At 62.0% G+C, this 12,801-nt stretch carries 17 protein-coding genes; 8 read left to right on the top strand and 9 right to left on the bottom strand.

Features of this window, described 5'->3' with window-relative positions:
* The first annotated feature begins 257 nt into the window (after positions 1 to 257).
* The 3 genes from FJ979_RS25220 (at position 258) to FJ979_RS25210 (ending at position 2,465) form a co-directional block, all read left to right on the top strand.
* A complete protein-coding gene (locus FJ979_RS25220; protein ID WP_140493687.1) occupies positions 258 to 890 on the top strand; it encodes a PAS domain-containing protein in 633 nt (210 codons plus the stop codon).
* Positions 891 to 1,009: 119 nt separating this feature from the next.
* Positions 1,010 to 1,627 carry a PilZ domain-containing protein gene (locus tag FJ979_RS25215; protein WP_140493689.1) on the top strand — a complete coding sequence of 206 codons (618 nt, stop codon included), beginning with the start codon at positions 1,010 to 1,012 and terminating at the stop codon, positions 1,625 to 1,627.
* A gap of 229 nt (positions 1,628 to 1,856) precedes the next feature.
* A complete protein-coding gene (locus FJ979_RS25210; RefSeq protein WP_140517647.1) occupies positions 1,857 to 2,465 on the top strand; it encodes a transglutaminase-like cysteine peptidase in 609 nt (202 codons plus the stop codon).
* A gap of 161 nt (positions 2,466 to 2,626) precedes the next feature.
* Here the strand turns inward: FJ979_RS25210 and FJ979_RS25205 are convergent, their stop codons facing one another.
* The gene (locus tag FJ979_RS25205; RefSeq protein ID WP_140493693.1) at positions 2,627 to 3,154 is read right to left on the bottom strand and encodes a gamma carbonic anhydrase family protein; all 528 of its coding nucleotides are present in this window, start codon (positions 3,152 to 3,154) and stop codon (positions 2,627 to 2,629) included.
* Positions 3,155 to 3,196: 42 nt separating this feature from the next.
* Positions 3,197 to 3,517, bottom strand: a complete 321-nt coding sequence (locus FJ979_RS25200) for a hypothetical protein (RefSeq protein WP_140584169.1) — start codon at positions 3,515 to 3,517, stop codon at positions 3,197 to 3,199.
* A gap of 102 nt (positions 3,518 to 3,619) precedes the next feature.
* Between FJ979_RS25200 and FJ979_RS25195 the strand changes: the two genes are divergently transcribed.
* Positions 3,620 to 4,351: a hypothetical protein gene (locus FJ979_RS25195; RefSeq protein ID WP_140584167.1), complete on the top strand. Its 732-nt coding sequence runs from the start codon at positions 3,620 to 3,622 to the stop codon at positions 4,349 to 4,351.
* 50 nt (positions 4,352 to 4,401) lie between these two features.
* Here FJ979_RS25195 and FJ979_RS25190 read toward each other — a convergent pair whose 3' ends face one another.
* On the bottom strand, positions 4,402 to 4,605 hold the full coding sequence (locus FJ979_RS25190; protein ID WP_019857879.1) for a DUF3126 family protein: 204 nt from the start codon (positions 4,603 to 4,605) through the stop codon (positions 4,402 to 4,404).
* A gap of 148 nt (positions 4,606 to 4,753) precedes the next feature.
* On the bottom strand, positions 4,754 to 5,602 hold the full coding sequence (cysE, locus tag FJ979_RS25185; RefSeq protein ID WP_140493699.1) for a serine O-acetyltransferase: 849 nt from the start codon (positions 5,600 to 5,602) through the stop codon (positions 4,754 to 4,756).
* 124 nt (positions 5,603 to 5,726) lie between these two features.
* Here cysE and FJ979_RS25180 point away from each other — a divergent pair, with 124 nt between their 5' ends.
* Positions 5,727 to 6,332 carry a hypothetical protein gene (locus FJ979_RS25180; protein ID WP_140493701.1) on the top strand — a complete coding sequence of 202 codons (606 nt, stop codon included), beginning with the start codon at positions 5,727 to 5,729 and terminating at the stop codon, positions 6,330 to 6,332.
* 43 nt (positions 6,333 to 6,375) lie between these two features.
* Here the strand turns inward: FJ979_RS25180 and FJ979_RS25175 are convergent, their stop codons facing one another.
* From FJ979_RS25175 to FJ979_RS25165, 3 genes are read right to left on the bottom strand one after another with little or no spacing between them, the layout of a single operon-like run.
* Positions 6,376 to 7,143 (bottom strand): alpha/beta hydrolase, encoded by a 768-nt coding sequence (locus tag FJ979_RS25175; protein ID WP_140517652.1) that lies wholly within the window; start codon positions 7,141 to 7,143, stop codon positions 6,376 to 6,378.
* A 20-nt stretch (positions 7,144 to 7,163) separates the two neighbouring features.
* Positions 7,164 to 7,727, bottom strand: coding sequence for a DUF192 domain-containing protein (locus FJ979_RS25170; protein ID WP_140493705.1), 564 nt, complete (start codon positions 7,725 to 7,727; stop codon positions 7,164 to 7,166).
* 22 nt (positions 7,728 to 7,749) lie between these two features.
* Complete coding sequence (locus FJ979_RS25165) at positions 7,750 to 8,295, bottom strand: cold-shock protein (protein ID WP_181165163.1); 546 nt, start codon at positions 8,293 to 8,295, stop codon at positions 7,750 to 7,752.
* Positions 8,296 to 8,563: 268 nt separating this feature from the next.
* Between FJ979_RS25165 and gloA the strand changes: the two genes are divergently transcribed.
* Positions 8,564 to 9,004, top strand: coding sequence for a lactoylglutathione lyase (gene gloA / locus FJ979_RS25160; RefSeq protein WP_140493707.1), 441 nt, complete (start codon positions 8,564 to 8,566; stop codon positions 9,002 to 9,004).
* Positions 9,005 to 9,133: 129 nt separating this feature from the next.
* Positions 9,134 to 9,427, top strand: a complete 294-nt coding sequence (locus FJ979_RS25155; protein WP_140493709.1) for a DUF2218 domain-containing protein — start codon at positions 9,134 to 9,136, stop codon at positions 9,425 to 9,427.
* 31 nt (positions 9,428 to 9,458) lie between these two features.
* Here the strand turns inward: FJ979_RS25155 and FJ979_RS25150 are convergent, their stop codons facing one another.
* Entirely contained in the window at positions 9,459 to 10,013 is a 555-nt protein-coding gene (locus FJ979_RS25150; RefSeq protein WP_140493711.1) for a DUF1697 domain-containing protein, read from the bottom strand.
* Complete coding sequence (gene ilvA, locus FJ979_RS25145) at positions 10,010 to 11,266, bottom strand: threonine ammonia-lyase IlvA (RefSeq protein ID WP_140493713.1); 1,257 nt, start codon at positions 11,264 to 11,266, stop codon at positions 10,010 to 10,012. The genes FJ979_RS25150 and ilvA overlap by 4 nt, the downstream gene beginning before the upstream one ends.
* Positions 11,267 to 11,672: 406 nt before the next feature.
* Here ilvA and FJ979_RS25140 point away from each other — a divergent pair, with 406 nt between their 5' ends.
* The gene (locus FJ979_RS25140) at positions 11,673 to 12,746 is read left to right on the top strand and encodes an alpha/beta hydrolase (protein WP_140493715.1); all 1,074 of its coding nucleotides are present in this window, start codon (positions 11,673 to 11,675) and stop codon (positions 12,744 to 12,746) included.
* Positions 12,747 to 12,801: the final 55 nt, after the last annotated feature.

The following is a 12,801-nucleotide window of genomic DNA, read 5'->3' as shown; positions in this document are numbered from 1 at the left end:
GTCCCCTGTTCCCCCGAACTCTTGACTGAAGTGCTGCCGATCGTCGCGAAACGACCGCTTCTGGAGTGGTTTTTGTGTGCCACGCGGCTCGACCGGGCGCAACGTAAACCACTTGTTAACCTTAACGGCCCCGACCCGTGAACAAGTGTTAACGACGCTGGCACGCTTCCTGCTCCGCAACGCATGTAGGTCATCGGAGGGCGCCCTTCTGTTCACCGATGGGACATCAGACGACAGAATGCGCGGAGCTGCTTAGCATGAACCAGAACGGATCGATCACGCTGTTCCAGTATTGGAACCGCTTGCGTGATGGACGCCCAGCCCCGAAGCGCTCGGAAGTGGAGCCGGCCGATATCAAGTCGCTGCTGGCCGACACCTTCATCCTGGAAAGGGACACGCGTGGGCAAGCGGTGTTCCGGCTGGCCGGCACAAGGCTCTGCGCCTCCTATGGCCGCGAACTCAAGGGGTTCTCCTTTCCCTCGCTGTGGCGCGAGAAGGACCAGCGGCTGGTCTCGAAGCTGATCCATGGCGTGTTCGACCAGAAATCCGTCGTGCTGATCATGTTCGAGGGCTTCAGCCGCAACGGCCGTTCCAACAAGTTCGAACTGCTTGCCTTGCCGCTGGATGGCGGCGTCGAAAACCCGCGTTGCCTTGGCGTGATCAGCGCTGTGGAGAAGCCGTTCTGGCTGGGCGCCGACCCGCTCACGGACGCGTTGATCGATTCGATCCGTGTCATCGATCCCGAAAAAGAGTTGCTGGCGAGCCGGCCGGCGATCGACGTTCCCTCGCTTGTTCCCGCCGAACTGGAGGCGCCCGAAACCATCTCCGCGCTCGGCCGAGCGCGCCGCATCCGCCACCTCGTCGTCTTCGATGGCGGGCGCGAGGAATAGTTGACGATCCTACAGCCCCGCCTGCCCGTTTTTCCCCTTTGTTAACCCGCTTTGCTGTAGTTCTGGGATGAAGTCCCTGGCATCGGCGCGCGGGGATGCCAAACGGGGTGTAGGCAGTCATGAGGTCAGCGGCGGTCGACTACGCGCCGTCCCAAGCTGAGAGACGTAACTTTCAGCGCGTCCGGGTCAAGATATACGGGCGCTTCATGCTGGAAGACCGCACCGAACATCCTTGTCAGGTCGTCGATATGTCGCCGGGTAACGTCGCGTTTCGCACGGACCGCATCGGCATGCCCGGTGAAAAGGTCATCGCCTATGTCGACCATATCGGCCGCATAGAAGGCGTCGTCACCCGCACCTTGCAGGACGGTTTCGCAATGACGGTGATTGCGTCGGACCGCAAGAAGGACAAGCTCGCCGCGCAATTGACGTGGCTCGCCAACAAGCACGAGCTCGATCTGCCGGAAGACCGCCGCCACGAGCGCGTCGCCCCCCGCAACCCGACCAGCATCCTGCAGCTCACCGACGGCCGTCAGTACCAGTGCCGCATCATCGACCTGTCGCTCTCCGGCGCCGCGATCGAGATCGACGTCAAGCCGGCGATCGGCGTCCAGGTCATGCTCGGCACCATGCGCGGACAGATCGTGCGTCATTTCGAGGATGGCGTCGCCATCGAATTCGCCGTCATCCAGCGGCCTGAGACGCTCGATTCGGAATTCAACACGCCGCGCGCCTGAAGGTCGAACAGCGTCCAGATCAAAACCGGCCTTCGCGGCCGGTTTTTTTGTATTTCACGACAGCGCAATTCGAGTCACTTCAGTCCCCGAAACGTTAAACGATTGACCATTCAAAAGTTTCAAATTTGATACTTATTCTAGGGGCGTTTTACTCAATGTCTACTGCGCGCTTTTGCGTCGAATAAATCCACCTGTGGCAATGTCTCCCTCGAACGGGGAGACAAAAACAATGAAGAAAACGAGAGGCAAGCTGTTGCTGATGGCAATGGCGATGCAGCTTTCCGCTTGGGGATCAGCATATGCCGCGGGACCGGCCTATATGCACACCGGCGGCCGCACGACACAGCCTGTCGGACACTATGAATTCTGCCAGCGCATACCGGGCGAATGCAGCGAGCGGACACCCAAGGGGGCGCCGGTCGAACTGACCCGCAAGCTGTGGGCGACGATCCTCAGCATCAACAACTCGGTCAATACCCGCGTCAAGCCGCGCACCGACATGGAAAACAACGGCGTCGAGGAATATTGGGCCTATCCCGACAATGGCTATGGCGATTGCGAGGACTACGCGCTGGAAAAGCGCCGCGAGCTGATGGACGCCGGCGTTCCGGCCGGCAACCTGTTGATGACGGTCGCGCGCCAGCCAAACGGTGACGGCCACGCGGTGCTGACCGTGCGCACCAGCCTCGGCGAATTCATCCTCGACAATCTGGAAACCAAGGTCCTGTCCTGGACGGACACCGACTACACCTACCTCAAGCGACAGTCGGATACCAATTCCGGCGTCTGGGTGACGATCAACGACGGCCGCGCCGACGCGGTCGCCAGCGTCCGCTGACGGCGTCGATCCGGCACGCGTGAACCAGAGACCAGGCGCTACGCATCAACGCGATGCGTCTAAGGAGAAACCCGGTCGAGTCCCCACCCTCCCCGTCCCAACGACCGGGTCTAAGGAGCCGGCCCCGTCCCCGGGCCGGCTCCGCCATTTCTGGCGGAGGCCTAGACCTTCTCCAAACCCGCCTTGAAGCGCCTGCCGTTGGCGACATAGTGCGCGGCCGAGGCCCGCAACCTTGCAATCGCAGCCTCGTCCAGGACCCTGATCGCCTTGGCCGGCGAGCCGACGATCAGCGAATTGTCCGGGAATTCCTTGCCTTCGGTGACCAGCGCGCCGGCGCCGACCAGCGAATTCTTGCCGATCCTGGCGCCGTTGAGCACGATTGCGCCCATGCCGATCAGGCTGTTATCGCCGATGGTGCAGCCATGCAGCATGGCGCGGTGGCCGATCGTGCAGCCTTCGCCAATGGTCAGCGGGAAGCCGGGATCGGTGTGCATGACCGTGTGCTCCTGCACGTTCGTGTCGGCGCCGATCACGACAGGCTCATTGTCGCCGCGAATGACGACGCCGAACCAGAAGCCGGCATTGCGGCCGATGCTGATGTCGCCGATCAGCGTCGCATCGGGCGCGATCCAGTTTGAGCCCGCATCCGCGAAGTTCGGTTCGGTGCCATCGATCGCATAAAGCGGCATTTCTGGTCTCCGATTCGTCTCAAGCCTAGAAGTCGAACGACCCTAGGTTGGCACCTCCCAACACGCAACGGCCACAAGAACGATGCCGAGCGCCAGCGTCCAGGCGACCGCCGTGCAGCCGCAGGAAATCAGCGCCACCGACGAAATACGACCGTCGCGGCGGGCGTCCAAGGCATCGTTGACCAGCATGAACGGCCCGGCGCACGCGGTGGCGGCGAGCGAACGCAGTACGTGCGCGGAGGACACATAAGGCTCGGTGAACGCGACCTTGCGCCCGACAACCAACTCCATCGCCGATCCGACCAGCCCGCAAGCCGTCAACCCGACAAGAAAAGCGAACGCAGTTAGCTCAACCGGGCCCATCTTTACCTTCCGTTTACCATGAAATCGCACAGTCGCTGGAAGGACTGCAAGAGCCGTGCCGTGCGATGCGTGCCGTCACGGGACAGGAATCCGGTGACAGAGATGAAGCAGGCAGCGATCGCCGACGACCCCCAATTCACCGTGGTCGATTCCGCGCTGATGAAGCGGGTGTTCTACGCCTTTGCAGCACTCGCCCTGCTGTCGGTCGCAATCAGCCTGGGCGGCAAATGGTTCGGCCATTCGATCGCCATGGCCGGCTACACGGATGATGCGACGATGCGCAAGGTGGTGATCGGCAACAATGTCATCGCCGTGCCTGCCAACTTTATCCGTTTCGAACAGGCGCGGCGCGACGGCATCGCCTCGCGGCTCGACCTCTATCTGCGCTATCCCCAGATGGATGGCTACAGCGAGGCCGCCCGCGGCGATTTCAACCACACGGGGCCAGCCAAAAGCATCGTCTTCCTGTCCTTCGAACCGCAAATGATGTCTCGCGACATGAGCGGACGTTTCGGGCCGATCTACAGCGCGCTGATCGTGCAGCCCGGCACGGCAGGTCCGGGCGGCACGACGATTTACGGTTTCAACGCGAAATCAGGTTACCTCAACGAGGTGCTCGTTGTCGGCAACCGGCCCGGCAAGGACCCATTCGTGGCCCGCTGCCTGAGCGGGCCGGCAGCAGAACAATCGCTGGCGCCTTGCGAGCGCGACATCCATGTCGGCGAGGATCTCAGCCTCACCTATCGCTTCCCGAAGGAATTTCTGGGGGATTGGCAGGCGCTTGACGCGGCAATCACCGCCGAGGCCGGGCGTGTCCTAAAGGCCGGACGTTGACGGGAAAGGCCGGTCGCGTTTGCGTCCGGCATCGCCATGGGATGCAAGGATCAGCCCAGATCGATGTCGAGGATCGCCATCGAGAAATTGTAGTCGCCGTCATCCTCGTCCTTGAAGACGATGCCGAGGAATTCGTCGCCGACATAGACTTCGGCCGAATCCTCCTTGCGCGGCCGTGCCTTGACCTCGAGCTTGGGGTTCTGGAAGACGCGCTTGAAATAGGCGTCCAGCTTTCTGATTTCGTCAGGCTTCAACAGTCTTCTCCGATCATCGGGCTTGCTCGTTTGAACGGCGCTTCTGACACGTCGACGATGGCCATGTAAAGGCAAGCTCGCCGTATTGCACGGCAATGGAAGCCGCCGGCGCGAGCAGTGCGAAACTCCGCGACGCCCCTCAGTAAAACTAGATGTCGAAGCTGACGACCTGGTCCATCGTCTGCGACGGCAGAAGCTGGTCCATCTGGCGCGACGGCTGGTCGCAGCCGGTCTCGCCGACGACGCGAGCCGGCACGCCTGCGACCGTCTTGTTATGCGGCACCGGCGACAGCACCACCGAACCGGCGGCGATCTTGGAGCAATGGCCGATTTCGATGTTGCCGAGAATCTTGGCGCCGGCGCCGATCAAGACGCCACGACGAATCTTGGGGTGACGGTCTCCGCCGGCCTTGCCGGTGCCGCCGAGCGTGACACCGTGCAGGATCGATACGTCATCCTCGATGACCGCTGTCTCGCCGACGACCAGGCCGGTGGCATGGTCGATGAAAATGCCTTTGCCGATGCGGGCCGCCGGATTGATATCGGTCTGGAAGACCGAGGACGAACGGCTTTGCAGATAGAGCGCGAAATCCTTGCGCCCCTGATTCCACAGCCAATGCGCCAGCCTGTGGGTCTGGATGGCGTGAAAACCCTTGAAGTAGAGCACCGGCATGATGAAGCGGTCGCAGGCCGGGTCGCGGTCGTAATAGGCTTGGATGTCGACACGCACGGTGGTCGGCCAGTCCTTGTCGTCGGCCAGCATCGACTTGAAGGTCTGGCGGATGAGATCGGAGCCTATGTCCTGGTGCGCCAACCGCTCGGCCAGCCGGTGGATGACCGCCTCCTCCAGGCTCTCCTGGTTGAGGATGGTCGAATAGAGGAAGGCGGCGAGCAGCGGGTCGCGATTGACCGCGTCCATCGCTTCGTCACGGATCGAGCGCCAGATCGGATCGACCGGCTGCAACGCGCTGTGTCGGGAAATGCTGATGCTGTTCATCGACGTCGTCCTGCCGCCTTGCCTAATATCGGGCCGCACATATAAGCCAGATCATAGCACGATTGAACTCAATTTTCCTTAGTGCTCTGTCAAATGGATTTGGTTCGCGGGAATTCAAGCCGGCATGGAAAATGAACTCTTGCTCGACAATGCCCTCAAACGCGAGCTTTCCGTCCTCTATGAGGGACGGGATCGCCACTACCACAACCTTGCCCATATCGAGGCGATGCTGGCGCTCGCCGGCGAGTACCGGAAGCTGCTCGGCGATCCCGAGGCCGTCGAGGCGGCGATCTGGTTCCACGACGCCGTCTACGACAGCCGGGCCAAGGACAATGAGGCGCAAAGCGCGGCGCTCGCGGAAAAAAAGCTCGCGGGCCGCATCGACGCCCAGCGCCTCGGCCGCATCAGCGCCATGATCCTTGCCACCGCAACACACCAGTTGCCGGGCTTCGAAGACACGGCCGCGATGCATGACGCCGCTCTTTTCCTGGACATGGACCTGTCGATCCTCGGCGCAGCGCCGGATGCATTCGATGCTTATGAGCGCGCGATCCGCGCCGAATATCAATGGGTGGAGGAGCCGATCTGGCGGGCCGGACGCGGCGCGGTGCTGAACAGCTTCCTGACACGCCCGCACATCTTCCACAGCGAGGAATTCCGTCGGCGCTTCGAGCAGCAGGCCAGGCTGAATCTCACCCGATCGCTCGAAGCGCTGCAAAAACCAGCGTGACATCTGGCTTGTGCATCAGGTTTTATCGGGCTCTTGCGCCGGGTCAAAGCGGATTTTCGGCGTAGAATTCCAGCACACGCCGCTTGAAGGTCTTGTCGCCGACGGCCAGCATATGGTCGCGGCCTTCGATGTGGAAAGCCTTGGCGTTGGGCATCAGCGTGGCAAGCTCGTCGGGCGAGCCGCCGATGTCGTCGGTGGTGCCGACGGCGATCAGCGTCGGCTGGGCGATCCGGGCAATTTCATCCTCGCTCAGCAACTCGCGGGAGGTGGCGATGCAGGCCGCGAGCGCCCGGCGGTCGCTGCGGGTCTGGTCGGCGAAGGCGCGAAACGAACGGCCGCGGGGATGTGTGGTCTTGGCCGGATCGTCGGCAAGGAGGGCTGCCGCGATCGGATCCCAATCGCCGACGCCGTCGATCATGCCGATGCCGAGACCGCCGAAGACCAGCGTCGCTACCTTGTCGGGATCCGATAGCGCCAGGAATGCCGCTATCCTCGCGCCCATCGAATAGCCCATGACATGGGCGCGCTCGATGCCGAGATGATCGAGCAAAGCAGCCGCGTCCGAGGCCATCCGGGCCGGGGTGTAATCTGCCTCTTCGTAGCTTTTCGATGACGAGCCGTGGCCGCGATTGTCCAGCGCTATAGCGCGGTAGCCGGCATCGTTCAGCGTCTTGAACCAGCCGGGCGAAACCCAGTTGACGTAATGGCTGGAGGCAAAGCCATGGATCATTAGCACAGGATCGCCCCGGCCCGATCCCGGCTGGCGATCGAGGAAGGCGATGTCGAACCCGTCATGGGAAAAAAACTGCATCGGCTATACTGCCCGCGTCCTCAACCGCCACCGCCGTTCGGCGCATCGCCATTGTCCGATGGCGGCACCTCGGGGCCTGATATGGTGCCAACGGCCGGATGCCGCACCAGGTCGCCATAATCGATACCGTTCCTGGCGGCGGTGCCCGCCTTGAGCTCAAGCACGAAGCGCACCGGCACGCCGGGCGAAATGAGCGCCTGGGATTGCGGCTCGCCGTGCTTGACCGCCCGGATCTTGCCATCCTGGCCGATAAAAACCAGGTCAAGCGGCATCGGCGTGTTCTGCATCCAGAAGTTGACCTGCTGCTGCATGTCGAAGACGAACAACATGCCGTGATCGTCCGCCATGTCCTGGCGATACATCAAGCCGGCCTCGCGTTCAGCATCGGTGTCGGCGATTTCGATGGAAAAGGAGCGATCTCCGCCTTTCGTCGCCACGACCAGCGGCGTCGGGTCCACCGGCAGGGTCATCACCCGGCTGTCGGCCGCCGTCGGTGCAGGCGAATAGAAATAGGCGCCCGCGGCGACGATGACGGCAGCCAGGACGCACATTGCGCCCGCCGTCAGCCAGTTCCTATGTGTCATGCGAAAATCCTCGGCAACCGCCCTAATGCGCGACCGGCAAGGTTCCCATATCGGGGTGGATTTCGGCAGCCATAAGGCCTTTGTCGCCGCGCCCGAAGCGGACAAGCACGACCTGCCCCGGCCGAAGCTCGGTGATGCCGTAGCGGCGCAAGGTCTCCATATGGACGAAGATGTCCTCGGTGCCCTCGCCCCGGGTCAGGAAACCAAATCCTTTGGTGCGGTTGAACCACTTCACCAAGGCACGCTCCAGCCCGCTTTCGGGCGTCACCGAGACATGGGTGCGCTGTTCCTGCATTTCCGCCGGATGGACCGCTGTGGTGACATCCATCGAGAGAACCCGGAAAGCCTGCAATCCGCGCTCGCCCTGCTTGACGAGGCAGACAACGCGCGCTCCCTCCAGAGCAGTCTGGAAACCATCCCGTCTAAGGCATGTCACATGGAGGAGGATGTCGCCTGAAACGCCGTCATCCGGGAGGATGAAGCCATAGCCCTTGGCTACATCGAACCACTTGATGGCGCCGGATATTTCGGTCAGATCGACGGCATCGCCGCCTTCGTCGCGCTTCATGGCGTCGCCAAGGGTTTCGGCCCGCCCCGTCAAAGAGGCTTTTTCCCCCATAAGAATGCCCCCTTTTTTCAAGAACACCGCAACTGATTCTTGACACCAGATTAACACTGCGGCTTCCGGTGAGTGCAAGACCTGACGTGCCTTTTTTCACGGTTCATTATGCGAATACCGGATTTGTTCTTTGGCGGCGCCGGCGGCCGCCTGGGATTTGCCCTTTGGACGGCCCACCCCTATGTTGCGCCGCAACCCAACAAGTCGAGGAAATCACATGCGCTATCTGCACACCATGGTCCGCGTCGCCGACATCGATGCTTCGCTCGATTTCTACTGCAACAAGCTCGGCCTGAAGGAAGTGCGCCGCTACGAGAACGAGCAGGGCCGCTATACGCTGATCTTCCTGGCCGCGCCGGAAGACGAGCAAAGTGGCATCGACGAGAAAGCACCGCTGGTCGAGCTCACCTACAATTGGGACCCGGAAGACTACAAGGGCGGCCGCAATTTCGGCCACCTCGCCTATGAAGTCGACGACATCTACGCCACGTGCCAGCGGCTGATGGACAACGGCGTCACCATCAACCGGCCGCCGCGCGACGGCAACATGGCTTTCGTCAAGTCGCCGGACGGAATCTCGATCGAACTTCTGCAGAAAGGTCCGGCGAAGGCAAAGGCCGAACCGTGGGCGTCGATGCCGAACACCGGAAGCTGGTGATCGATCACCTTTTCGAGCGGTCGGCAGCCGGCCTATGGCGGCGGGCGAGCTTGCGCCTATCTATGCGGCGATAGCGCCCGCCTCGAAAGCGGGCACCGTTTTGTGCGTTTCACCCTCGGAGATCCCTTCATGACGATCAGCCATGCCGATGTCACCACCGCACATGCAAGCCGTTATCTGCAGCAATTGTGCAAACATTGGGCGCACAAATTCCCCGTGGAATTCGATCCCAATCATGGCGCCATCGACCTTTCGCTCGGCCGCACCATCATGGATGCCGACGGAGCTGCGCTGCACATCACCGTGTCGAGCGACGACCCCGGCTCTATCGAGCGCCTTGAAAGCGTCGTCGCCGACCACATCAGACGCTTTGCGTTTCGCGAGGAGCTGACGTTCGACTGGAAACGCGCCGAGGCGGCGTAGGCTCTTCTCCGCGCATTACGGCAGGCATTAATCAGCCGCCGCCGGGCTTGCCGGCCATCTCCAGCAGCGCCAGCACCGAGCGCCAGTTGCGCGCAGTGCCCGGTACCTTCAGTACGCGTGGAATGAGATTGGCAAATACCGATTTGCCCAGTCCGCCGGGTGCATGCAGGTAAAGCACGTCGCCCTTGATCTCGAACCGCTCCGGACCCGCACATTTTTCGGCCAGCCGCGCCGCCTCCTCGGCGGTAGGCGCGCGCTCCAGCGCATACGCGTGCAGCTTGGTCGGCTCCTCGGCAATCTCCGGATAGGGATTTTCCCTGACCAGCCGTTCGACCCAGCCGAGATCGCGCACCATGATGCGCGAATGAAAACCCCATTTCTCCTCGAAAGCCGCTTCGATCTGTTTGGTCAGCGTGGCGGCGTCACCTTCCTTGGCCCGGAACACTGCGTTGCCGCTCTGCACGTAGGTAGCGACATCGCAAAACCCGAGATCCTCCAAGAACGCCCGCAACTCGGCCATCCTGACGATGCGGTTGCCGCCGACATTAATGCCTGAAAACAGGGCGATGAAGACGTTTCCGCTCATATGATGAACCCGGCCAATGTCTCGTTATCGGTGATATCCTGATACTGGACGCCTTCGGCCTCGAAATTCGCTTTCAGCAGGTCGAAATTGCGGCGATCCTTGGTTTCGATGCCGATCAGAACCGAGCCGAAATTGCGTGCCGACTTCTTCAGATATTCGAACCGGGCGATGTCGTCGTCCGGCCCCAGCATTTCAAGGAAGTCGCGCAGCGCGCCCGGCCGCTGCGGAAAGCGGATGATGAAGTATTTCTTCAGGCCCTCGAAGCGCAGTGCCCGTTCCTTGACGTCCGGCAGCCGTTCGAAATCGAAATTGCCGCCCGAAACCACGGCCACGATGGTCTTGCCGCGGATTTCCTTCCTGGAAAAATCCTTCAGCGCATCGATAGCCAGCGCGCCGGCCGGCTCCAGCACCACGCCCTCGACATTGAGCATCTCGATCATGGTCGCGCAGAGCCGGTTTTCCGGGATCAGCCGCACCGTGTCGGCGGCGAAGTCCTTGAGGTGCCGCAGGGGCTCACGGCCGATTTCGGCGACCGCCGCGCCGTCGACGAAATTATCGACCTTGGCGAGTTTGAGCCGTTTTCCCGCCGCAAGGCTCTCGCGCAGGCTTGGCGCCCCTGCCGGTTCGCAAAAGACGAAGCGCGCCTCACGCCCCTGATCGGCGAAGTAGTGCGTCACCCCTGCGGCCAGACCTCCGCCGCCGACCGGCAGCATGACGATGTCGGGCATGCCCGCGCCGGGCATCTGGTGGGCGATCTCATAGGCGACCGTCGCCTGTCCCTCGATGATGTCCTTGTGGTCGAAGGGCGGCACCATATGAGCGCCGGCGCTTTCGGTGAATTCGATGGCGGCGCGATAGCAATCGTCGAAGAAATCGCCGACGAGCCTGATCTCGACGAAGTCGCCGCCGAACAGCCGCGTCTTGTCGATCTTCTGCTGCGGCGTCGTTACCGGCATGAATACAACGCCCTTTTTACCGAAATGACGGCAGACGAAGGCGAAACCCTGCGCATGATTGCCGGCGGAAGCGCAGACGAACAGTTCGGCCTGATTGCCTTCGCCAAGTGCCTTGCGGAAGAAGTTGAAGGCGCCGCGGATCTTATAGGAGCGCACCGGGCTCAGGTCCTCGCGCTTCAAAAGCACCCGCGCGCCGGTCTTCTTCGACAGATAGTCGTTCTCCTGCAGCGGCGTTTCCGGAAAGATCCGGCGGATCGCGGAAGCAGCGGTGGCAACACGGGAAGAGAAGCTGGTCATCGGAAAGCCACCTTGAACGCATGTCGTTTGGGAACGTCTATCATCGATTGGCTGCGGAACGCCCTTTTGTCGCGAGCCTTGCCGCCAAGCAACCCGATTCCGTCTATTGCACAGGCGACCCCGTGAAACCATTGCCCGTCACTCATGTTCCCAAGCGGTCGGCGTTTAGTGACATATTTGCCGTTAGTTGGAGGTGATTGTTCATGTAATTCTTAAAATCCATGCGGGTGCCAAGGCCCGTCGGGGCTCGCCCTGATGCAGTCTGGCTTTCGTGCAACACTGCGGCGGCGGTCGCGAGACGCCGACCGCTTTTCGGCTGGGCACGACTTACTTCCGCCGCACTTGCGCTGTCGGGGGAGACTTGCGGAGGCGATTGGCCTTTTCGGGCCGGAGTGGAATTTCAGACGTGCCGTTGAAGACGATTTTTGCCATTGGCCTAGCCTTGCTTGTCGCGGGCTGCGCGGGACAGCAGACCCAGGAACTGCTCGGCAGCGCCATCGTGGCAGCGCCGGTGACCGAGATCGCCGGCAATCACAGCATCTTCATCGCCACCACGCGCAAGAAATCCGACGATCCGAACAAGGTCTTCGACGGCGAGCGATCGGCCACGCTGAACTACGCCCGCGTCAACGTCACCGTGCCCGGCATCCACCAGACCGGGCAGATCGAACGCCGCTCGCGCGGCAAGTCGAACGATCCGGCCAAGTATTTCATGGCCTCCGAGGTCGTCGGCTACGACACCCAGCCGAAATTCGCCAATGCGCTAAGTGCTGACATCGCGGCGCGCGGCGACCGCGTCATGGTCTTCGTCCATGGCTACAACACCGGCTTTGACGACGCCGTTTACCGCCTGACCCAGATCGTCCACGATTCCGGCTATCCCGGCACACCCGTGCTGTTTTCCTGGGCATCCGGCGCCAAGACCACCGACTATGTCTACGACAAGGAAAGCGCCAGCGCCGCGCGCGACCAGCTCGAGGTGACGTTGCGCATGCTGGCGCAGACCGGCGCGCGGCGCATCGACATCGTCGCCCATTCAATGGGAACCTGGGTGACCATGGAGACGCTGCGCCAGCTCGCCATCACCGGCGACCGTGATCTCGGCGGCAAGCTCGGCGACGTCGTGCTCGCATCGCCCGACATCGATGTCGACGTGTTCAAGAGCCAGATGCGCCGCTATGGCAAACCCAACAAGCCGTTCATCCTGTTGTTGTCCGATGATGACCGCGCGCTCCGGCTCTCCGGTCTGATTGCCGGCGCGCGGCCGCGCGTCGGCGACTACAAGGACGCCGCCGACCTTGCATCCTACGGCGTAACGGTCGTCGACCTCTCCAAGATCAAGGGAGCGGACAGTTTCAACCATACGAAATTCGCCGACAATCCCGCGCTGGTGAAGATGATCGGCCAACGGCTGCGCGAAGACGATGGATTTGCCAGCGACCGCGACGTGACCGACCGCATCAGCCTGCTCGGCCAATAGATGCATCGCCGCGGGTTCGCGTGGCCCGCTCGGCCTTGCGACAGAGTCGACCAAC

The organism is Mesorhizobium sp. B1-1-6 (genome assembly GCF_006443035.1).
GTDB lineage: Bacteria > Pseudomonadota > Alphaproteobacteria > Rhizobiales > Rhizobiaceae > Mesorhizobium.
This window is presented reverse-complemented; position numbering and strand designations above follow the sequence as displayed.